The sequence below is a fragment of the Saccharothrix sp. 6-C genome (assembly GCF_016695385.1).
In the GTDB taxonomy this organism is placed as follows: domain Bacteria; phylum Actinomycetota; class Actinomycetes; order Mycobacteriales; family Pseudonocardiaceae; genus Actinosynnema; species Actinosynnema texasense.
In genome coordinates this window covers 5,868,637-5,889,976 of record NZ_CP064192.1, presented here as the reverse complement: position 1 = coordinate 5,889,976, position 21,340 = coordinate 5,868,637, and the positions used below count along the sequence as shown (strand labels likewise).

The 21,340-nt window shown below is 70.5% G+C and carries 20 protein-coding genes; 8 read left to right on the top strand and 12 right to left on the bottom strand.

Annotated features, from left to right (window positions below; genetic code table 11):
- Positions 1-2: 2 nt before the first annotated feature.
- From IOD16_RS24495 to IOD16_RS24480, 4 genes are all read right to left on the bottom strand, one after another.
- Entirely contained in the window at positions 3-839 is an 837-nt protein-coding gene (locus tag IOD16_RS24495; RefSeq protein WP_201436317.1) for a carbohydrate ABC transporter permease, read from the bottom strand.
- Positions 836-1,807, bottom strand: a complete 972-nt coding sequence (locus tag IOD16_RS24490; RefSeq protein ID WP_236594344.1) for a carbohydrate ABC transporter permease — start codon at positions 1,805-1,807, stop codon at positions 836-838. The genes IOD16_RS24495 and IOD16_RS24490 overlap by 4 nt, the downstream gene beginning before the upstream one ends.
- On the bottom strand, positions 1,804-3,075 hold the full coding sequence (locus IOD16_RS24485; RefSeq protein ID WP_201436316.1) for an ABC transporter substrate-binding protein: 1,272 nt from the start codon (positions 3,073-3,075) through the stop codon (positions 1,804-1,806). Before IOD16_RS24485 ends, IOD16_RS24490 begins: the two co-directional genes overlap by 4 nt.
- Before the next feature lie 205 nt (positions 3,076-3,280).
- The gene (locus IOD16_RS24480) at positions 3,281-4,252 is read right to left on the bottom strand and encodes an arabinan endo-1,5-alpha-L-arabinosidase (RefSeq protein ID WP_442978058.1); all 972 of its coding nucleotides are present in this window, start codon (positions 4,250-4,252) and stop codon (positions 3,281-3,283) included.
- Positions 4,253-4,649: 397 nt separating this feature from the next.
- On the opposite strand from IOD16_RS24480, the gene IOD16_RS24475 reads away from it, so the two are divergent.
- The 5 genes from IOD16_RS24475 to IOD16_RS24455 all read left to right on the top strand — a co-directional run bounded on the left by IOD16_RS24475 (position 4,650) and on the right by IOD16_RS24455 (position 7,726).
- Complete coding sequence (locus IOD16_RS24475) at positions 4,650-4,937, top strand: hypothetical protein (protein WP_123746730.1); 288 nt, start codon at positions 4,650-4,652, stop codon at positions 4,935-4,937.
- Positions 4,938-4,978: 41 nt separating this feature from the next.
- Positions 4,979-5,158: a hypothetical protein gene (locus IOD16_RS24470; protein WP_201436315.1), complete on the top strand. Its 180-nt coding sequence runs from the start codon at positions 4,979-4,981 to the stop codon at positions 5,156-5,158.
- A complete protein-coding gene (locus IOD16_RS24465) occupies positions 5,146-5,646 on the top strand; it encodes a YdeI/OmpD-associated family protein (protein WP_201436314.1) in 501 nt (166 codons plus the stop codon). The genes IOD16_RS24470 and IOD16_RS24465 overlap by 13 nt, the downstream gene beginning before the upstream one ends.
- Positions 5,647-5,841: 195 nt before the next feature.
- Positions 5,842-7,302 (top strand): family 43 glycosylhydrolase, encoded by a 1,461-nt coding sequence (locus tag IOD16_RS24460; RefSeq protein WP_201436313.1) that lies wholly within the window; start codon positions 5,842-5,844, stop codon positions 7,300-7,302.
- Positions 7,303-7,309: 7 nt separating this feature from the next.
- Entirely contained in the window at positions 7,310-7,726 is a 417-nt protein-coding gene (locus IOD16_RS24455; protein ID WP_123746732.1) for an RbsD/FucU domain-containing protein, read from the top strand.
- 111 nt (positions 7,727-7,837) lie between these two features.
- Here the strand turns inward: IOD16_RS24455 and IOD16_RS24450 are convergent, their stop codons facing one another.
- Positions 7,838-8,176, bottom strand: a complete 339-nt coding sequence (locus tag IOD16_RS24450) for a VOC family protein (RefSeq protein ID WP_123746733.1) — start codon at positions 8,174-8,176, stop codon at positions 7,838-7,840.
- A gap of 274 nt (positions 8,177-8,450) precedes the next feature.
- Between IOD16_RS24450 and IOD16_RS24445 the strand changes: the two genes are divergently transcribed.
- Positions 8,451-8,657, top strand: coding sequence for a DUF2795 domain-containing protein (locus IOD16_RS24445; RefSeq protein ID WP_201436312.1), 207 nt, complete (start codon positions 8,451-8,453; stop codon positions 8,655-8,657).
- A 24-nt stretch (positions 8,658-8,681) separates the two neighbouring features.
- On the opposite strand, the gene IOD16_RS24440 is transcribed toward IOD16_RS24445, so the two are convergent.
- From IOD16_RS24440 to IOD16_RS24430, 3 genes are all read right to left on the bottom strand, one after another.
- Entirely contained in the window at positions 8,682-9,902 is a 1,221-nt protein-coding gene (locus IOD16_RS24440) for a DUF6239 family natural product biosynthesis protein (RefSeq protein ID WP_201436311.1), read from the bottom strand.
- Between the two features lie 4 nt (positions 9,903-9,906).
- Positions 9,907-10,464, bottom strand: a complete 558-nt coding sequence (locus tag IOD16_RS24435) for a hypothetical protein (protein ID WP_123746736.1) — start codon at positions 10,462-10,464, stop codon at positions 9,907-9,909.
- Between the two features lie 414 nt (positions 10,465-10,878).
- Entirely contained in the window at positions 10,879-11,535 is a 657-nt protein-coding gene (locus IOD16_RS24430) for a winged helix-turn-helix transcriptional regulator (RefSeq protein ID WP_236594342.1), read from the bottom strand.
- 1,229 nt (positions 11,536-12,764) lie between these two features.
- Here IOD16_RS24430 and IOD16_RS24425 point away from each other — a divergent pair.
- Entirely contained in the window at positions 12,765-13,550 is a 786-nt protein-coding gene (locus tag IOD16_RS24425) for a helix-turn-helix domain-containing protein (RefSeq protein WP_123746738.1), read from the top strand.
- Between the two features lie 825 nt (positions 13,551-14,375).
- On the opposite strand, the gene IOD16_RS24420 is transcribed toward IOD16_RS24425, so the two are convergent.
- The 3 genes from IOD16_RS24420 to IOD16_RS24410 are packed head-to-tail and all read right to left on the bottom strand — an operon-like array spanning position 14,376 to position 17,865.
- A complete protein-coding gene (locus IOD16_RS24420; RefSeq protein ID WP_201436310.1) occupies positions 14,376-15,392 on the bottom strand; it encodes an enediyne biosynthesis protein in 1,017 nt (338 codons plus the stop codon).
- Between the two features lie 5 nt (positions 15,393-15,397).
- Entirely contained in the window at positions 15,398-17,347 is a 1,950-nt protein-coding gene (locus tag IOD16_RS24415; protein ID WP_201436309.1) for a CRTAC1 family protein, read from the bottom strand.
- Positions 17,344-17,865, bottom strand: a complete 522-nt coding sequence (locus IOD16_RS24410; RefSeq protein WP_201436308.1) for a hypothetical protein — start codon at positions 17,863-17,865, stop codon at positions 17,344-17,346. The genes IOD16_RS24415 and IOD16_RS24410 overlap by 4 nt, the downstream gene beginning before the upstream one ends.
- Positions 17,866-18,629: 764 nt before the next feature.
- On the opposite strand from IOD16_RS24410, the gene IOD16_RS24405 reads away from it, so the two are divergent.
- A complete protein-coding gene (locus tag IOD16_RS24405) occupies positions 18,630-19,331 on the top strand; it encodes a DUF899 domain-containing protein (RefSeq protein WP_201436307.1) in 702 nt (233 codons plus the stop codon).
- 202 nt (positions 19,332-19,533) lie between these two features.
- Here the strand turns inward: IOD16_RS24405 and IOD16_RS24400 are convergent, their stop codons facing one another.
- Positions 19,534-20,226 carry a TetR/AcrR family transcriptional regulator gene (locus IOD16_RS24400; protein ID WP_201436306.1) on the bottom strand — a complete coding sequence of 231 codons (693 nt, stop codon included), beginning with the start codon at positions 20,224-20,226 and terminating at the stop codon, positions 19,534-19,536.
- Between the last annotated feature and the right edge of the window lie 1,114 nt (positions 20,227-21,340).

Here is a 21,340-nt window from a genome sequence, read left to right as displayed (position 1 = left end):
GCTCACCCCTTCAACCCCGACGTCGACACACCCTCCACCAGGAACCGCTGGAAGAACAGGAAGAACAGGATCACCGGCACCAGCGCCAGCATCGACATCGCCATCAGCGCGCCGAAGTCCGAGCCGGTCGTCTCGTCGATGAACAGCTGCAACGCCAACGGCAACGGGTACTTGTCCGGTGTGCTCAGGTAGATCAACGGGCCGAAGAAGTCGTTCCAGCTCCAGATGAACGTGAAGATCGCGGTGGTGATGAGCGCCGGCCGGCACAGCGGCAGGATGATGTGCCAGAACACGATCCAGTGCCCGGCCCCGTCGATCTTCGCCGACTCGTCCAGCTCACGCGGCAGCTGCCGGATGAACTGCACGATCAGGAACACGAAGAACGCCTCCGACGCCAGGAACTTGCCCGCCAGCAGCGGCACGTACGTGTCCACCAGGTCCAGGTTCTGGAACACGATGTACTGCGGGATGATCAGCACGTGGAACGGCAGCAACAGCGTCGCGATCATGATGCCGAACAGCACGGTCCGGCCGCGGAACCGCAGCCGGGCGAACGCGTAGGCCGCCAACGCCGACGACGCGACCGTCCCCACCACCGACAGCACCGCCAGCACGGCGGAGTTCCAGAAGAACCGGCCCACGCCGATCCCGACGACGCCCTCGAACACCCGCTCGTAGTTCGCGAACGTCGGGTCGGTGGGCAGCAGCCGGAGGCTGCCGACGATCGCCTCGGACGGCTTGAACGTCGCCGCCGCCACCCACACGATCGGGTACAGCACGACGGCGAGCAGGGCGAGCACGCCGACGTGCCACGCCACCCTGGTCAACGACTGCCTCATCGCTTGTCCCCCGAGTCCCCGGAGTAGAACACCCAACCCCGTGCGGTGCGGAACAGGAACACGGTGACCAGGCCGACGCCGAGCAGCAGCATCCACGCCATCGCCGACGCGTAACCCATGCGGTAGTCGCCGAACCCGCGGTCGAACAGGTAGATCGTGTAGAACAGGGTGCTGCCCGCCGGCTGCCCGTTCGGCCCGCCCACCACGTACGCCGAGGTGAACACCTGGAAGGCGTTGATCGTCTCCAGCAGCAGGTTGAAGAACAGCACCGGTGAGATCATCGGCAGCGTGATCGACCAGAACCGCCGCCCGCGGCCCGCCCCGTCGACCTCGGCCGCCTCGTACAGCTCCCGCGGCACCTGCTTGAGCCCCGCCAGGAAGATCACCATCGGCGCGCCGAGCTGCCACGTCGCCAGCAGCACCAGCATCATCAGCGAGAAGTCCGGGTTGCCCGCCCAGCCGCCGGTGTCGACGCCGAAGCGCAGCAGCAGCTGGTCGACCACCGAGTCGTCGCTGAACATCATCTTCCACACGATCGCGACGCCGACGCTGCCGCCGATGAGCGACGGCCCGTAGAAGGCCGCCCGGTAGAAGCCCTGGCCGGCCCGCTTGCCGTTGAGCAGCACGGCCACGGCCAGCGCCACGGCCAGCTTGATCGGCACGGCCAGCGCCACGTAGATCGCGGTGACCTGGACCGACCGCAGCCACCGCGCGTCGGAGAACATCCGCTGGTAGTTCTCCAACCCGATCCAGGTCGGGGTGTTGAACAGGTCGTAGTCGGTGAACGAGAGGTACAGCGAGGTCACCATCGGGCCGAGGGTCAGCAGGACGATCCCGATGATCCACGGTGACAGGAACAGGTAGCCCGCCAGGCCGTCGCCGGGCAGACGGGCCCGCTTGCGCGAACCCGTCCCCGCGGCGACGGCGACCTCGGCTCCGCGATCCGGCGCGATCGTCGCCCGGCTCACGACCCGAGGGTCTCTTCCGCCTCGGTGAAGAACTGGTCGACCGCCTGGTCCACCGAGATGCGGCCGTACTGGAGCTCCTCGGTGATCCGGATGAACGCCTGCTCCAACGTGCCGGCGCCCTTGGGCGGCGCGGGAGGCGTCTTGCCGAACTTGTCCTTCAGGTCGTCCTCGTAGGCCGCCACGGCGGCCAGGGGACCTTCGAGCTGGGCCGCGGCGCGCTGCGCGTTCGTCGGCGGCAGGCCGCGGTTGGCGCCGAAGATCTTGCCGACCTCCGGGTCGTTGACCATGAACGACACCAGCTTGGCCGCCGCCGCCGGGTGCTCGGTCTTCTGCGACACGCTCAGCAGCATCGACGGCTTCAGGTACTGCCCGCCCGCGTCCGCCTTGTCCGACGGCACCGGCCCCAGCTTCAGCTCCGCCTTGGCGCCCTTGTCGTAGCGGGCCATGAAGTTGTCCCAGCCGAGGTCGCCGGCGATGAGGTCCATCTCCAGCGCGTGCGAGGGCTTGATCTGCACGCCCTTCTCGATCGGCAGGGCGACCCCGGCGTCGGCGAGCGCCTTGCCCTCCTCGAAGAACTCCTTGAGCCGCGCCTGGTCGAAGCCGAGCTTGCCGTCCTCGGTGTAGAGCGACTTGCCCTCCTGGCGCAGCTGGAGCTCCAGGTTGTAGTAGCTGCCGATGTAGTTGCCCCCGCCGGGGACCCCGGTCTTCTCCGCGATCGTCTTGATGGCGGACCGGTAGTCGTCCCAGGTCCAGCCTTCCTTCGGTTCCTCGACGCCGGCCTGGGCGTAGAGCGCGGGGTTGTAGATGTAGCCCCAGGTGTTGCCGCCCGTCGGCACGCCGTACAGCTTGTCGTCGATCTCGCCCGCGCCCTTGAGCCCTTCGAGCAGGTCGCCGAGCTCGAGGTTCTTGCCGTCCTGCTTCTTCAGGTCGTAGAGCGCGTTGCGGTCGGAGTACTCGCGGATGTAGGCGAAGTCCATCTGCAGCACGTCCGGGGCGTTGCCGCCCGCGGTCTCGGTGGCCATCTTCTGCCAGTACGCCTCGAACTCCTGGAAGCTCGGGGTCACCTTGATCTCGGGGTTCCTGCTCTGGAAGAGGTCGATCGCCTTCTGCATCAACTCGGCGCGCTCGGCGTTCCCCCACCACGAGAACCGCAGCGTGGCGGGACCGGCCTGGGTCTCGTCGCCGCTGCCGCCGCTGCCGCCACAGGCGACCGCCAGCAGCGCCACCATCGACGTCGCCAGGACTCTGAAACGTTTCAGTGCACCCATCCGAAAATCCTCCGGTCTCGACCGCTTCCCGATGCCGTGCGCGGTGTGGGAGGGAAAGCGCTTTCCGGGAGGCTACGAGCAGGTTGCGCCAACGTCAATGCCCACTTTGGCAGCCGTGCCGCCGCCGATCGGGGGTCGCTCGCCCCGGCCGCCGCCACCACCCGCCGCGAGGCGCGGCGGACGGTGGCGGACGGCCGGTCGGTGGTCATCGGACGTACGGCCACCCGGCGGAGTCGAAGGCGAGCAGGTTGATGCCCAGGCGGGACGCGCCGTCGTCACCGTAGTAGTGGTAGACGAGGATGTCGCTGTCGACGTCCGAGAACACGTCCTGGTGCCCGGTGCCGTGGACGCTGCCCTGGCCGGCGAGGATCTCCGTGCCGCCGCCCGAGGTCATGGCCGTGCCGTTGCGCGCGACGTACGGACCGGTGACGCTGGTCGAGCGGCCGACCATGACCCGGTAGGTGCTCTGCGCGCCGCGGCAGCAGTAGTCGAACGACACGAACAGGTAGTAGTAGCTGCCGCGCTTGACGATGTTCGGCGCCTCGATCGCGCCGCCGTTGCGGCCGGCGATGGAGCGGACCGTGGAGTCGGAGCGCAGGCCCGTCGACGGGTTGAGCGCGATCATCTTGAGGCCGGACCAGAACGAGCCGAAGCTCAGCCACCAGCGGCCCTGGTCGTCCACGACGAGGTCGGGGTCGATGGCGTTGTAGTTGTCGCTGGTGCGCGTCTCGATGACCAGGCCGCGGTGCGTCCACGTGCCGGCGTTGCCGCTGGGACTGGTGGCCAGGAAGATCGCCGACCGGTTCGAGCCGAACGACGAGGCCGAGTAGTACATGTAGTACTGCCCGTTGAGGTAGGAGATGTCCGGCGCCCAGAGGTTGCGGCTGCCGTTGGTGTAGGTGGTGGTCCAGGAGGCGCCGTTGGGGAAGGCGGCCCCCGCGTTGCGGAAGGCGGTGCGGTCGGTCGAGGTCTTCAGGCCGATGCCGTCCGCGGTGTGCGCGACCAGGTAACTGCCGTCGGGCCTCTTGACGACGCTGGGGTCGTGCACCCGGATGTCGCCGGTGACGACCCCGGGTCCGGGGTAGGCCGACGCCGGTGGCGCGGCCACGACGGTCACGCCGGTGACGGCGAGCGCGGTGACGAAGGTGGCGAGAGCGCGTTTCCTCAATGCAGCCACGGTTTCCTCGATACTCTCGGGATGGACTGGACGCGGCGGCGTGGGTGTCCTGAGTGGACTACGGCGGTGCTGGGAGGAAGGGAGGCTCGGCGTCGCGACCCGCCGGCGGCATACCTGCGCGGACCCGTGCGTCGCCTCCTTGCGAGCGGGGATCGTGACGCGCCTCCGGTCGCCTGCCGGTGGGCCGGACTGGGAGCGCTTCCCCGGCACCGTAGCGCAGGCCCGTTCGGGTGGGCAACCCTCTCTGTTATCGCTAACAGGCAGGCCGGGAACCTGGGGCAGCAGTGGCTGTTAGCGCTCACAAGCGGTCTGATCAGCTCAGGGGCCCCGCAGCCTGGTCCGCACCCCGCGGTGCCGCGCGGGAGTCAAAACGCCGCCGTCGGGGTATGGCAACACCATGACGCACCAGGAACCGCTGGACCTCGGCGCCACGGACCTCCCGGAGTCCGAGGAGGCGCGCCTCAGGCGTGCGCACGACCTCGACGAGCCACCGGTGTTCGACGAGCGCAACGACGTCGACCGCAGGTCGCGGACCAGGGCGACCCTGCTGCCCGAGGAGCGGCGGACCGGCAGCGCCGACCCGGAGGCCCAGGCGCGCGAGGTGCTGCGCGACTCCGACGTGCGCACCGAGATCCCGGAGTCCGCGCCCGACACCATGGCGGAACGCCGCGAGTCCGACGCCTGAAAGTGCTCACCCGGTGAGCACTTGACCGCGCACGATGGGTCATGGACGCGCTCACCGACACGCCGACCCTCGACTTCGCCGACGCCGCCGGGTGGGAGGCGTGGCCGGCCGAGCACCACGGCACGAGCGGCGGGGCCTGGCTCAAGATCGCCAAGAAGGGGTCGGGGCGCCCGTCGCCCAGCGTCGCCGAGGCGCTCGACGTCGCCCTGTGCCACGGGTAGTCGACAGCCACCGCAAGGGCCTCGACGACGACCGCTACCTCCAGCGGTACTCGCCGCGCCGGCCGGGCAGCTCGTGGTCGCGCGTCGACGTCGAGAAGGTCGAGGCGCTCGTCGCCGCCGGGCGGGTGCGGGCGGGCGGCTTCGCCGCGATCGCGGCCGCGCGGGCCGACGGCCGGTGGGACGCGGCCCACCAGCGGCAGCGCGACGCCACCGTGCCGCCCGACCCGGTCGAGGCGCCGGCGGGCGCGGACCGCGCGCGGGAGCGGTTCGAGCGGCTCGACCGGACGCGGCGGCACGCCCTGCTCCTCCGGCTCGTGACAGCGCGGACGCCGGCCGCGCGTGCCGCGCGGCTGAGCCGGATCGCGGACGACCTGGCAGGGGTGAACGCGGTCCACAGTGGACCTCACGTGGTGGCCGGGTGGGTGGACGGGGGGAGAGTCGCGTCCGCCCACCCGGCAAGTCGATGCCCGCGCTGGTGGCGAACGTAGCGCAATGTTATCGCTAACACCAGTGGTGGCCGCGAATCACGCCGATAACCAGCCGCTATGGCGGGCGAATGTGAGGCAGCGGGCCGTGTGCCGCTACCCGGACCTCAATCGTCTCGTAATGGGGTCTTGAGGCGCGTGACCTGCGCTGTTAGCGTTAACAGCGCCGCATCCCGACGCCACGATGGAGTGGAACCGATGAACAGTGCCGTTCCCCGGTGGACAGCCCGCAGGCTGGCGGTGGTCGCGGTGGCGGCCGTGACCGCGCTCGCGGGCCTGGTGGTGACGCCCGCCGCGCAGGCCGCGCCGGCCGTGCAGTACACCAACCCGTTGGCGAACCAGCGGGCCGACCCGCACATCTTCAAGCACACCGACGGCTACTACTACTTCACCGCGACCGCGCCGGAGTACGACCGGATCGTCCTGCGCCGCGCGACCACGATCCAGGGCCTGGCGAGCGCCTCGGAGTCGGTGATCTGGCGCAAGCACTCGTCGGGGGAGATGGGCGCGCACATCTGGGCGCCGGAGATCCACTTCATCAACGGCAAGTGGTACGTCTACTTCGCCGCCGGCCGCACCGACGACATCTGGCGGATCCGGCCCTACGTGCTGGAGAACAGCAGCGCCAACCCGCTGACCGGCACGTGGACCGAGCGGGGCAAGGTCAACGTCCCGTGGGACACCTTCTCCCTGGACATGTCGACCTTCGTGGTCAACGGCACGCGGTACCTCACCTGGGCGCAGGCCGAGCCCGGCATCTCCACGAACTCGAACCTCTACCTCGCCCGGATGGGCGCCAACCCGTGGAGCGTCACGGGGACGGTGACCAGGCTGACCGTGCCCACGCTGGCGTGGGAGACGCGCGGCGGGGTGAAGGTCGCCGAGGGGCCGACGGTGATCCAGCGCAACGGCCGGGTCTTCCTCACCTACTCGGCCAGCGCCACCGACGCGAACTACTGCCTCGGCATGCTGACCGCATCGGCCTCGGCGGACCTGCTCAACCCGTCGTCGTGGACGAAGGGCGCGAACCCGGTGTTCGCCTCCAACGCCGCGACCGGCCAGTACGGCCCGGGGCACAACTCGTTCACCGTCTCCGAGGACGGGCAGAGCGACATCCTCGTCTACCACGACCGCAACTACCGCGACATCTCCGGTGACCCGCTGCGCGACCCGAACCGCCGCACCCGCGTGCAGAAGGTCTACTGGAACGCCGACGGCACGCCGGACTTCGGCATCCCGGTGGCCGACGGCGTCACGCCCGTGCGCCTCAAGTCGTACAACTACCCGGACCGCTTCGTCCGGCACTGGGAGTACCGCGGCCGGGTCGAGGCGAACGTCGCGCCGCTGGCCGACTCCCAGTTCCGGGTCGTCACGGGCCTGAACGGCTCCGGCACGGTGTCGCTGGAGTCGACCAACTTCCCCGGCTACTACCTGCGGCACCGCAACCACGAGATGTGGGTCGAGCGCAACGACGGCAGCGCCGTCTTCCGCGCCGACGCCTCGTTCCACCGCCGCGCGGGCCTGGCCTCCGGTTCCGCGGTGTCGTTCGAATCGACCAACTTCCCCGGCGAGTACATCCGCCACAACGGCACGACCGTCAACCTGACCACCGCACCCGACGCCGTCGCACGCGCCGACGCCACGTTCATCCTGGAGTGACCGAAAAGTGCTGCGCTACCCCTTGCTCCACCCGCCGCTGCTGCACGCCCTGGCCACCGCGGGCCACGGGTCGAAGGTCCTGATCGCGGACGCCAACTACGCGCACCGGACCAACGTCCACCACCGGGCCGAGGTGATCCACCTCAACCTGCGCCCCGGCCTCGTCTCCGTCGACGAGGTGCTGGCGCCGGTGCTGTCGGCGATCCCGGTGGAGGCCGTGCACACCATGCGGCCGGACGACCTCGGCACCCCGGAGGCGTGGGCCGACTACGAGCGCGTGCTGGGCCCGGACCTGCCGCTGCGGCCGTTGGCGCGGCAGGACTTCTACGCGGCCTGCCGCGCGCCGGAACTGGCGGTGTGCGTGGCGACCGGTGACGGCCGGCACTACGCGAACGTGCTGCTGACGGTCGGCGCCATCTCCTGATCCCCGGTCCCCGACCCGCTCGCGCCGGCGTGCGTGCGGGTCGGGGGCCGGACCTGCCCGCCGGCGACCCGGAATCGCACCCGGACGGGGGTGGGTGTCGCGTGGGCCCGCTCAGCCGAGCGGGCTGTGCAGGATCGCCGCGTACCCGTCGGGACCGACGGCCACGCAGCGCCGCTCGTGCGGGCCGGTGGTGATGTCGCCGACCCGGAACCCGAGGGCCTGGGCGCGGGTCCGCGCCTCCTCGACGTCGGGCACCTTCACCAACACGGCCGGGCCGTCGTGCACGCGGTCCGCGCCGGACAGGGCCAACCGCCCGCCCGCCACGTCGAACTGGGCCCAGCGGTCGCCGTCCACGAACGTCGGCGCCACGCCGAGCAACGCGGACCACCGCTCGACCGCGCCGGCGAGGTCGTCTGTCGGGACAACGGGAGCGATGCGTTCGGCAGTCACGGGATCGACGCTAATGAGGCCTCGACGGGAGGTCAACGCCGCGACGGCCCGCCGGGCGGATCGAGCAAGATCGGACAAGGCGCCCCGGGCGGTCCGCGGGTGGACCGTCCGAAGTGGAGTGCCGGCGGCGGCCGGGCCCGGTCGGTCCCGGGCGCGGTGACGGTCACGTCGTCGGCGCTCGCCCAGCCGGAATACCCGGGTGGGTGCGCCCGAACCGCGTTTCGCGGCCGGGGTCGGGGGTATCGCACCGGCAGGCGAGAGAACTGGAGGAGCCATGGCCGGGACGCTGACCCGCGACCACCTGAAGGACTGCCTGACCGAGGTGGCCTTCCCGGCGAGCAGGGACGACCTGCTCGACGCGGCGATCCGCAAGGGCGACGCGACCGCGGTCCAGGCGCTGCGGGCGATACCGGAGACCGACTACGCGAGCCTCCACGAGGTGTTCCTCGCGGTCGAGTCCGGCGGCGACCGGCCCCGGTAGCGCCCCGCCGGACGGCGGTCGCGGTCAGCCGGACCAGGCCGCGAGGCCCGCGCGGGACGGGGTGGCGCCGGGGAAGGCGGCCGACAGCGTCCGCGCGTACCGGCTCCCCTCGGGAGTCGTCAGGTCCGGGGGCGTCAGCCACGGCGCGAGGCGGCTCCGCGCGTCCGGCGGCGGGGTTCCGCCGAGCACCAGGACCTCCGGCGCACCGGGGGTGACCGCGAAGCCCAGGCGTGCGGCCTCGTCGCGCACGACCTCCGCCGCCTCGGCCGCGCGCCGCGACCCGTCCGCCACGACGGCGAACGGCCCGCCGATCGACGCGACCTCCGCGCGCAACGCCGCAGCGTCCGAGTCGGTCAGCCCGGGCCAGGGCAGGTCGCCGCGCTTGCCGGTCAGCTTCGCCGCCAGCACCGCGGACGCGTAGTCCGGACCCTCCGGGCCGCGGACGTCCGGGCCGGACCACGCCACGGTCCCGGTGTTCACGGGGACCGTGGTGCGCGTGCCCGACCGGTCCAGCCACAGGTCGCTGCGACCCTCGGGCAGCCACACCAACGCCCACCGGCCCGTCGTCCCGTCGCGCGGCAGCGCGGGCACCAGGGCGTTGGGCGCGTTGCCGACCGACAGCGGGGTGTCGGTGGTCTGCACGACGTTCCAGCCGGGCATGTGCGGCACCACGAGCACGTCCACGGTTCCCCCGCCGAGCGCCACGCGGGTCAGCAGCGGGTCCCCGGTGGCCGGGGTGGCGAGCTGCCCGGCGATGGTGACCTGGCCGAGGCCCGCCAGCAGGGTCACGCCGAGCGCCGCGCCGACCACGCGCACCGTCGCCGTCGGCGGGCACAGCACGAGCCAGGACACCCCGACGAACGCCGCCATCAACGTGATGTAGGCGAACGACGAGGGCGGCCCGGAGAACCAGGTGCCGGCGGCCACCGTCGCGAGGACGGCGACCGCCACCACGAGCCGGCCGAGCACCGGCCGCTCGGCCCGCACCGCGGGCGGCACGGCGAGCAGGCCGATCAACGCCACCGCCGCCAACGGCGGCAGCCACGACGCTTCCGCGATGAGCAGCACCACGACGCCGCCGATGCCGGCGGACCCGGTGACCACCCGCCGGGTCGACAACCCCGACGTGGTGGGCGCGAACGGCCGGACCAGGGCCCAGCCGGCGACCACGGTCACCGCGCCGAGCAGGATCAGCCGGAGAAGGGTGAAGCCGAGCGGCAGGCCGACGGCGCCGTGGTTGTGCATGCGATCAGGCCGGCGCGCCGACCGCGCACGAGCAGTGCATCTGCGAGCGCTCCTCGGCGGAGGGCCGCATGTGCAGCACCATCGCGATGACCATCGGGATGAACACCACCGTGTTGTAGAACAGGTGCAGCTCCACCCGCGGGATGATCAGCTGGATGATGCTCGTCGGCGCCGGCTTGCCGAGCAGGTTCGTCCCGGCGGACGCCTGGATGATCAGCAGCAGGTGCTCGATGTGGTGCCAGAACTGGAGGCCGAGCGCGACCGTCCACCAGGTCTTCGAGCGGCCGACGAACCCCTTCCGCAGCGCGAAGAGGAACACGAGCATGACCAGCGCGTAGCCGTAGTGCATGACCTCGGACGTGACCAGCCACGGGAACCACAGGCCGAGCACGCCCTTGGCCTGCGGCACGGGCCAGCCCAGCGCGTAGATCTGCACGGCCTGCGTGATGTGCTCCGCCCAGTGCGCGAGCACGATCAACGTGAACACGTAGAGCGCGGGCTTGTGCCTGACTGTGTTGAGCGGACCGCCCGTCGAGTGGATATGGGCGTGAGTGTCGACCATGGGTTTCCTCCTGCTGCGCCGGTCTCGATCCGATCGATTCCCGTGACCAGCGACGATATCGGGTTTCAGACGCGCCAAGAACGCCTGCGTGCGGACTGCGCAATCGCGGAGAAGGTAATCGGGCCACGCGTCGGTACGGTGGTCACCCCTGGTCACCGCATGGGAACCCGCAGGTCGACTGTATAGCGCTCCGATGTGATTGTCCTCTTCCGGGTTGCGGTCCCGGAATGCCCGACCGGGTGTGAACGGGCCGGAGGAGAGCAATCTGGAAGAAGTGCGAACGGCGACCGTGTGCTACGGGCGTGCGGTGTTCCGGCCTATTACTGCCATTCGGCGTAGTCGCGTGGAATGATAACGATCCGGACCGGAGCGGCATCCCGTAGCGGTGTGGCGCCCGGGATGTGCAGGCGGGCGCTACGCCAGCCGTTCGCGGGAGAACAACGTGAAGAACCGCGTCGCCACGGCGTCGTCGCCGACCAGGACCAGGTCCCCGGAGTCGAGGGCCTCGGTCAGCGTGCGCCCGCCCGAGACGACGCCGCTGAGCGTCGTGGTGTCCGTGCGGATCACCACGTCCGGCCGGTCGACGGGTTCCCGCACCAGCCGCAGGCCGTCGGGTGTGGCGGTGGCGCGGAACCCGTCCTCGCCCAGCTCGACCACCACGTCGGTGACCACCCCGCGGGTCCGCGCCGGGTCGTACAGCGTCCGCATCGCGAGCATCATCGAGTCCACGCTGAGCGGCCTGCCGTCGAGGGGGCCCGACGCCTGCGCACCCCACTTGCCCAGGGCGAACACGACCGGTTCGAGCTGGTGGCCGTACGGGGTCAGCTCGTACACCCACGCGGCGGCGGGCGGCGGGAGCCTGCGGCGGCGCAGCACGCCCGCCTCGTCCAGCTCGCGCAGCCGCTGCGACAGCACGTTGGGGCTCGCGCCCGGCAGCCCGGTCCGCAGGTCGGTGAACCGCTTCGGCCCGAACAGCAGCTCGCGGACGACCAGCAGGGCCCACCGCTCCCCGACGAGGTCGAGCGCGCGGGCCACCGTGCACGCGTCGTCGTACCGTCGTCTGGTCGCCACGGTCTCCCAGTCTAGTCGGGGTCGGTACGGGAACCGCACTAGTTGGTTGCTTTATAGGACCGACCTCCGTTAGCTTGTGGGATCAAGACGTCGACCGCGGACCGAGATCCGGGGGGTGCCGGTGGCCGTGACCTGTCAGGTCGTGCCGCCGGGCGATCCCCCGGCGCCCGAGCTCCGTGCCGATGCCGTGTTCCGACTCGTCGGCGGGACCCCCAGCCCGCTCGAGCGGAACGCGCGGGCGGCCCGCGCGTCCTCCTCGGACTGAGCGACCGCCTCCCGCGCGGATGGGCTGGTACCGGCCCATCCGCGCGGCTTCACTCCGCCCCCGCGGCCTTCGCGCCGCCGGGCGCGCGGGGTGCTGCGTCCACACCGGACGGTGCGTCCGGTGCGCGCTCGCGCGCCGTTCGGCGACGCGGCGGTCCTCGGCGCGCGCCCGTGCCGCTCTGTCCAGTGTGGTGCCTGCGCCGGCCCGGTGATCCTTGGCGCGCTTGCGAATGCTCCCCACCCGACGTGCCGCGTGCCGCGCCGCCGCGGCCCGCACGTCGCCGGACCCGCGGCCCCCGGTGGGCGCGGGCCGGCCTCACGCGTGCGCGTGGCTCCGGGACGATCTCCGTCCCGAGTGGGCGGACGTCGGCCCGGCCGGTCGCGCCGGCCGCGGTCGGCCATTGTTCGGAAAATGGCCGGGGCGGTGCCCGCGGCCCTGGGGTCGGCGGCGTCGGGAATAGCCCTCGCCGGTCTCGCGTGAAGAGGATCCAGTGTCCCTCGCGGACGGTTGCCGGCGCATCTTCGTGATTGCCGTATACCGGCTGAAAACGGGCCGGGCAGGTCTCCGGATATGACCACCGGGGCTCCGGCGGTCGTCCCGTGCCGGCCGTCACAGCCGATGGACCAGGTCCGGGGCGGGCTCGGCGCAACATCACCCGAAAGGCGCATCAATAACCTCCCCTGGTGACCGAGAATCTGTTCCATGGTCATCGGAAATAGAGCCGGGGAGCGTTCACAAGATCATCGGAACGGGGTGAATGACGATCATGGGGTGGGTCGGTTAACGGCGTCTGCGCACCTTGCGCAGGCTGTTGGGCCCCTGGTAGCTTGCAAAAATCGGGGGTACTGGGGGTACCGGAAGGTTTCGCTTGGAGTCGGGACGCGACGAAGCGTCAGTTCATCACCACGCTATGGGTCGTCCGGCGGGTCGAGGCGGCGTGTTTCAGCTTTCATTACATCTGCGAATGGGGGTCGTAGTGGAGGACGTAATAGAACGGGCCGTAGGCCGGGTCATCGACTTCATGCACCAGAATCTGGGTGAGCAGTTCACCATAGACGACATGGCCCGCACCGCCATGTACAGCAAATTCCACTTCTCGAGGGCTTTCCAGCGGGTCACCGGCGTCTCGCCCGGCCGATTTTTGGCCGCGATCAGGCTGCAGGAGGCCAAACGGCTGCTGGTCTGCACCACCTTGGCCGTAACCGATATCAGCCATCGGGTGGGTTACACGAGTGTGGGCACGTTCAGCTCGCGGTTCCGGAGCAGCGTCGGCGTGTCGCCGTCGACGTACCGCCAGCTGGGGGGACTGACTCCGCCGATCCCCCTGACCAGGCGCAGCTCCGACGCGCGCACATCCACCGTGCAAGGAGAGATCCACGCACCTCTGGGGGGTGCGCCGGGAATCATCTTCCTGGGCTTGTTCCCGGACCGGATCCCGCAGGGCAAGCCGGTCCGGTGCACCATGCTCCACCGGCCGGGACCGTACGTGCTGACCAACGTGCCGCCCGGCACCTGGCACATGCTGGCCCACTCCGTCGCACTGGGGCGCGGATCGATGGCCGGCGAGGGGCCGTTCGGACAGGACCAGTCGCTCAACGTGGCCTCGTACGGCCCGGTGCCGGTGCGGGCGGGCGCCCAGGTCAAGGACGTCGACCTGAGCCTGCGCCCGATCGGCACGCTGGACCCGCCGGTGCTGCTCGCACTGCCGTACATCCGCACCGTCGCCCTGGACGCCGGCGCGGCGAGCTGACGGCCGGCCAGACCACTCGGAGGACCCGCCGTCCCGGCCGGACGGCGGGTCCTCCGCGTTCTGCGCCTGAATCGTTGTGCGCTTGAACCATTGTGCGCGCAACGCCGTGCGCGCAACCGCGGTGCGCCCGAATCGCCGCTCCCGACCCACTGTGCGCCGGCACGCCGTGCCCCCGAATGCCCGGTGCCGGAACGCGATTCGCCCGGAAGACCGTCCGGTCGGGTGCCCGAAAGGGCAGACCTTTCTTCGGCACGCCGTATCCGAATACCGAAGCACCGTCGGTTTTCCGCGATCCCGGCCCGGGGTCGACCGCGTCGGACGCCGGATCGCCCCCTGGCGCCTCGACCTCCCGAGCCGCCACTCCGACCCCGCCGTGCCGCCGTCGCGCCGCTGCGAAGCCTCCAGGGGGCGGCACGGCCCGCCTGTCGACACACCACGCGACCGCGCGGCTACGGAGTGCGAATCGGCTGTTCCGGGGTGCTGCCCGACTTTCCGGCCCGGCGCCGCCTCCGACGCCCTCCCGCACCCGGCGATCGGCACCCGGCGCGACCGATCGGCTACGCAGCGCGAAAACCGCGTTCCGGCATGTCCGTCCACTTCGCGCTCCACGCGGCCCCCGGGCTTCGAGGCCACCGGTCGCGTCGGAGCGAAGTCCTACCCAGAGTGTCCACCTGGACCCGCGCGAGCCCGGAGATGCCTCACCCGGAGCCCTTCCGCGCACTGTCCGCGACGGACCCGGCCGGACAAGCCGACAGCCCGCCACCGGTGTGGTGGCGGGCTGTCGAACGGCCCCGTCCACGGGGTCGTGCGTGCCGAGCTCCTCCGTCAGGTGGCGACGACCGCGCCCTGCTTCGGCGCGCCGTTGAGGGCCGGGTCCGCGGCGGACGGTTCGACCAGCACCTGCTGCGCCGCCTCCGCCTGCTTCTGCTTCTCCACCTGCAGGCGGTGCTTCTCGATGAAGTGCACCGTCCAGTGGAAGCCGCCGCGGATCAGGCAGACGATCGCCGTGGCGAAGAACAGCCCGTACACGACGCTCATGCCCATCAGGACGCCGTACACCGCGGCGACGCCGCCGCCGAACGCGACCTGCGCGGCCGGTTTGGACGGTGACGTGCCCGGGTCCGTCACCATGTAGTTGGTGTAGAGCACGAACGCGATGCCGGTCATCATGCCCAGGCCCGCCTGGATGGAGACGTCCAGGAGCACGCCGCGGATGATCGCCTGCAGCGCGAAGCCGACCAACCAGGCCACGATCAGCCACAACCGGCCGGTCAGCATGCCGTTCAGCATGGTGCCCGCGACCAGGATGATGCCCGGGATCAGGTAGTCGAAGAAGGTGCCGACGTGCTCGCTGAAGTGGTACGGCGGCGCGACCGACGCCCAGGGGAACACCAGCAGGACGACCGCGATGCCGAAGTTCGACGGGTTCATGTAGTGCCGCAGGCGGCCCTTCACCGGAGCCCGCAGGACCCACTTGGCGCCGACCGCCACGACCACGCCGAAGATCATCACCCAGATCTGGTCGTTGACGTAGGTCAGCATGTTCACCGCGAGCGCGGTGATGTGCGCCGGGTAGAGGAACTCCACCATGCCCTTGAGACCGCCGTTGGCGTAGCGCGGTGCGCGCCCCTCCTGCCGGGCGCCGATCCACTCCAGCCCGATCTCGACGGCGTAGGCGGTGGCGATGGCGATGAACGGCCACAGCCACGCCTGCTCGAACCCGAGGATCGTGTAGCCGATGATGTTGAAGACGCTGATCGAGATCGCGAAGTTCCGCAGCGCCTTGATGACCTTGGGGTCGTGCCGTGGTGGGCTCGCCGCCACCGTCTTGGTCTCGGCCATTTCCGTCACTTCTCCTTGGCCTGGTCGCCGAGCTGGATGTCGTGCCAACCCGGGTTCAGTGTCATGTCCTGCTCGTGGATCTCGCCGTCCCGGTCGCGCCACTTGATGTGCGCCTGGACCGGCCCGTTGTCGGTGCCGAGTCCGAAGTGGACCTCGTGGCTGCGCTTGCCCGAGTGGCCGCTGCCGCCGTCGACGCGGTTGATCTGCTTCTTGCCGGACGACGAGGTGATCGTGACCTCCGCGCCGATGACCGGCGAGCCCGCGCCGGGGAACGCGCCCGCGGTCTGCTGCTCGTCGTGCGTCAGGCGCAGCCCGAGGAAGCCGTTGCCGGAGCCGCCGTCGTTGTGGAAGAGGACCGGGTCGGACCATTGCCGGGAGATGGCCATGTCGAGCTTGCCGTCGCCGTCGACGTCACCGGTCGCGATGCCGCGCGACGGGATCGGGGCGGCCATGCCGAGGTCGCCCGACAGGTCGCTGTAGAAGCCTTCCTTGTTCTTGGCGAAGAAGTGGAAGTGGTGGTTGCCGCCCACGTCGTCACCGGGGCCGACGATCGGCCACCACATCGGGTCGTCCAGCAGCGTGTCGTTGGCCGTGGCCAACTCCTGCAGCTGGGGCCAGCGGTTCACGTCGCCCTTCACGAAGCCGGTGGCCTGGAGGACCTCCAGCTCGGCGTTGTTGTCGAGGTCGGACAGCTTCACGTCCCAGCCCCACCCGGACCAGGCCAGCTGGAGCGGCGCGCTCTCGTCCTCCCAGATCGCGTCGCCGTCCTCCAGGCTGGAGGTGACCCGGCTCAGGTTGTTCTCCTGGCTCATGAAGGCGAAGTGCGACTCCTCGATGCCGAACGACGCGGTGATGTTGCTGACGTACATGTCGAACACCTGGTCGCCGTTCAGGTCGCCGAAGTCGACGCCCATGCCCTTGAAGGAGTCGATGCCGACGTTCTTGGACTTCGGCTCCATCGGGCCCTTCGAGCCCTCGACCACCTCGAACTTCAGGTTGCCCGGCGTGGACATGTTGTACAGCAGGCGGTCCGGGCCGAAGTCGTTGCCGACGTACAGCTCGGGCAGCAGGTCGCCGTTCACGTCGGTGGAGCTGGACGCGAGGGCCCAGCCGCGGGAGACCTCCAGCGGGAACGGGTCGGACATCTCCCACTTCGGGGTGTCGCCCGAGGCGCCCTTCGACAGGAAGATGTAGTCCTCGCCGCCGTTGAAGCCGGCGGACATCGAGTCGTTCATCCAGACGCCCGTGTTCTTGGACGGGTCCAGCACCGGGCCGTGCGGGAAGTAGTTGCCGATGAAGATGTCGGCGTGGCCGTCACCGTCGAAGTCCGCGACGGTCGCGGAGTTCGAGTTCCACTCCGGGCCGTCGTAGGTGCCGGACGACTTGCCGGGCACCAGCTCGGTCGCCTCGTAGGTGTCCTCGTCCATGCCCGTCGCGCCGGCCTGGGCCAGGTGCAGGATCGGCGTGCGGCCCCACATGTAGATCAGCAGGTCGATCCGGCCGTCCTCGTTGTAATCGCCGGGCACGCAGCCCATCGGCGCCATCACGTCGTTCATCGGCAGCGAGCCGGGCGACAGCGCGAACGGCTCGTAGCGCGGGGTCCGGCCGGCCTCCGGGGCCGGCGTGATGATCACCTGGTCGGTGCGCACGTCGACGAAGCACAGGTCGTTGGAGAGGCCGTCGCCGTCGAGGTCGTTGATCGCGACCGCCGAGCCGACCGAGGAGATCCAGGCGTTGATGTGCTGGTAGCGCTGGTTCACCTGGCGGATGGTCTGCTGCGTGTAGCCGCCGGGCAGGGCGATCGACTCGGGCTGGAACCCGAACTGGGCCGCGACTTCCTGCCGCTCCTCGGCCGACACCTCCGGCAGCCGGGCCACCAAGAACGTGGCCGCGACGAGCACGAGTGCCAAGACGCCGGGTAGTTGCCTGCGCAGCCAACTGGCTGTGGAGGTCACAAGCTGACTCCTTCCTGGTGGATGACTTGCTCGGCGATGCGTCGCCGCCACGTCTCGAACACGGGCGCCGCGCCGTCGGCGACCGGCGGCGCGGCGCGCACATCCCCGGTGAACGGGGCTGCCGTGCCCGGTGCGCCGGTCGGCGCCGCGGTCCGCGGCGCCTCGTCCCGGCGCTCCGGGCACTGGTCGATCAGGTCGGCGACGCGCTCGGCGTCGGACTCGCCGACGAACCACGTGCCACGACCGGTGTCCCGGCCTGCCGCGGGAAAGGGAAACTTTTCCCGCGACCCATTTCCGGGCCACCGCACCCGGGCCACCGGCCGCCCGATGCCGCCGGGCCGCGAGTGGCTTTCGTTCCTGAGCCGGTTCTTGTTCGCGAACCGGTGCGCCTGCCCGCCGCGGCCGGCGACGAATCCCATTCCGGCGGGTCCACGCACGACCGCATAGGCGCCATCGGTGTCGGACTGGCGCCCGACGATCTCGGGATAATTGCGCCGCGAGGCGCGCAGTGCACTCAACCTCGTCCCCCCAGCTCGGGCGACCCGTCACCGGACAAGCGAACGAGGAAAAGAGTTGCAGAGGGTTCACGAGGGTAGCTACTTCAGGCTTGCTCACCGGGCGGTGCACGTGCAGGAGCATTTGCCGATGCGGTCTTCGGCCCGCTCCGGACGTCCGTGTTGAGCGCCCCTGGTGGTCGTTCTCGCAGGTCAGGGCGGCGCAAGTGGTGTTTTGCGGTACCCGGGGCCGACTTGGCGCACCCTGGAGGTTGCATTTAGCTACTGACTTACCCGACGACTTGCCGCGTGCGCTGTCCGGGTGACGCGACAGGTCTTCCGGCGCATTTACCGACGGCCCGCCGGGTCGATCCCGGTCGCTTTTGGACGATCATATTCAGGTGCCCCGGCGGCGTCGGCATTGTCCGTGACGGCCCGGCCGGCGGATTCTTCCGGCTTGCCGCAGGTGAGCACGAACGCGGATGCGCGCCGCCCGCCGGGCGCTCATGCTGGACAGTCCCGCCGCCGCCCCACGCCCACGTCACCGGGCGTGCGCACGCCGTCGGGCCGTCCTCCGCCGATCTTCGCAATCTCCGTGACACCGGCGTCACGCAGCGTGTTCAGATCGAATCCGTGCTGTCAAGACGTCAATCTCGAAGAAGTTTGGTCGCGCGGAATCCACATATTCTGACGAGGGATAGTCCCCGGCCGCCGCAGGTGGCACCACTCGCCATCCGCCGGGCCGGGGATCGGTGGAGTCGTTCCCCCGACAATCCTGAGGAGAACCGATGAGCCAGTTGAAAGTTGTCTCCCGGCAAGAGTGGTTGGAGGCGCGCAAAGCGCTTCTGGAAAAGGAGAAGGAAGTCACGCGCGCCCGCGACATGATCGCGGAGGAGCGCCGCCGGTTGCCGATGGTGAAGGTCGAGAAGAAGTACACCTTCGAGGGTCCGGGCGGCAGCCGGCTCTCGCTGCTGGACCTGTTCGAGGGCCGCCGCCAACTCATCGTCCGGCACTACATGTTCAGCCCGGGCGCCACGGAGGGCTGCATCGGCTGTTCCATGCAGGCGGACAGCGTCGGCGAGCTCTCGCACATGTGGGCCCGCGACACCACGTTCGTCATGATCTCCCGGGCGCCGGTGGCGGACTTCACGCCGTTCAAGGAGCGCATGGGCTGGAACATCCCGTGGTACTCGTCGTTCGGCAGCGACTTCAACTACGACTACGAGGTCTCCACCGACAAGGGCGAGTCGCCGGGCGTCAGCTCGTTCTACCGGGACGGCGAGGACGTCTTCTTCACCTACTCGATCTTCGACCGCGGTGGGGACATCTTCAAGAGCTTCTACAACTACCTGGACATCACCCACCTGGGGCGGCAGGAAGACCAGCTCGAGCACCCTTGGGACTGGTGGCGCTTCAAGGACACCTACGACGTCGAGGACTCGCACGGGCCCAACGACAACTGGTGGAACGGCACCCGGTACAAGGCGTAGCGGGCCGCGGACCGGGGCCGGTGCCGGTACCGGTGCCCGGAATGGGTGGACATCTCTCGCGAGCGCGGGGGCAGGGCTGCGACACGGCCCGGCCCCCGCGCTCGCGTCGTGCCGGAACGCGGCGGCCGGTGTCGGGGCAGCCGGATCGGGCACGGGGAGTCGAGGTGGGGGAGGGGCGGGCCCGGGTGGGTCCCGGCCGGGGTCAGCGGTGGGTGGTGGCCGGTTCCGCGGGGGCCGGGTCGGCTTCGACCTCGTGGGCCCGGCGCTTCTTCGACGCGGCCATCGAGGCCGCCACCGCCTGGGCGTCGTCGCCGACGCCGAGGAGCAGGCTGTGCAGGATCGTGTCGTAGCAGCGGTCGGCGTCGACCGGGTCGATCAGGTAGCCGCCGAGCTCGAGGTTGACCAGGCCGTGGGTCGCGATCCACATCTCGTGCGCGACCAGCAGCGGGTCCCCGTCGCGGAACCGGCCGGCTTCGATGCAGCGGGTGGCGCACTCCACGACGGTCAGCAGCGTGTACCGGCCGTACTGGCGGTCCTCGTCGGTGAGGGAGAACCCGGCCAGCGACTGCCCGCCGAACATCACCGCGTACAGGTGGGAGTTCGCCTTGGCGTTCTGGCGGTAGGCGTAGCCGAGCACGGCCATGTCCGCCACCGGGTCGTCGGTCCGCACCACCATGGAGAACTGGCGCTCCAGGCGGGCGAAGCCTTCGTGCACCATCTCCCGCACCAGGCCGCTCATGCTGCCGAAGTGCGTGTAGACGGCCATGGTCGACGTGCCGGCCTCGGCGGCGATCTTCCTGGTCGACAGCGCTTCGGCGCCGTGCTCGGCCAGGAGTCGCGCCGCGATGTCCACGAGGGTGGCGCGCGTTTCCGGATCCAGCTTGCGAGGACTCACCTTGACAGTGTTGCACAACACCGTTATTCTTTGTGTAACGATGTTATGCTATGGTGCGCCGATCGTGTGACACGCGCTCCCCGTTCGGGGGTGCGGACCTGGCGAGCGTACCTCCCGGGGCGTGTCGGAGCCGCCCTTCAGATCGCCTGGCACGGCCGGGTCGTCGTGGGCGTGAGGCCGGGGATCGGACGACGGGTCCGCGCCGGCCCGCTGGGCGGCTGGGTCGGTCCGCGGGCCGGGTCGGGACCGCCGGCGCGGTGAGCCGGCCGCCGATCCGGGCCGGCGCCGTGGTGGTGACGCACCGCGTTCGCGGCGGCCGGGGGTCGGACCCCGCGCCCTCCGGGTCGTTCGGCTTGCCGAACCGACGTCCTGTCGATTCCGGGGAAACACCTGGCACGGCGCGGAGACCGCGCCGGCGATCGTCCACACCGGAGCGTGCGCGGCGGGTGCGGTGGGGCGAGGCAGCGGTCGGGGGATTGCCGCTGCCTCGCCCGTGGTGGAGCAGACGACTCGGTTCGCCGACTTCTCCTCCACCACCGCGGGCGCCACCTCGGAGTCGGCCTGGGGTGCCGGTTCCGGGGTGGGCTGGGGCGGGCCGGCCACCGGCGCGGCCACGACGAGGGCCGCGCGGGCGGTCAACGACGGGGGCGCGGCGCCCGCCGGGCCGTCGACCGCGCCGATCGGGGCGACGCGGACGTCGGGAAGCGGGCCACGCGGTACGGGGTCGTTCCGGATCGGTGGACGCTCGCGCGTGCGCTCGTCGCCCACCTTCCCGGGTCGTCTTCCAATCGGGTGCCAACCGATGTAAGGGAACCATCCCTATCGTCTGCGGCCAACAGTAGGGCAGACGGATCGATCAAGCAAGGGGCGTGCCCGCGGACGCGCGGTACGGCGAATGGCCGAATTGATCGGTGAGCCGAACGGCCATCGCGCCGGTCGGCGACTCGGAGACCCCCGCGAGGCGGTCGCGCATCGAGGCCGCGAAGGGTGGTGACGGGTCGAATCGACCTGCGGGATCCCGATGCGGACAGCCGCGGCCGGGGATCCGACGCCCGCTCCGGAGATCGCGGAGATCGGTGTGGAATGGCCGGGAACCCGGTCGCGTGGAATTCCG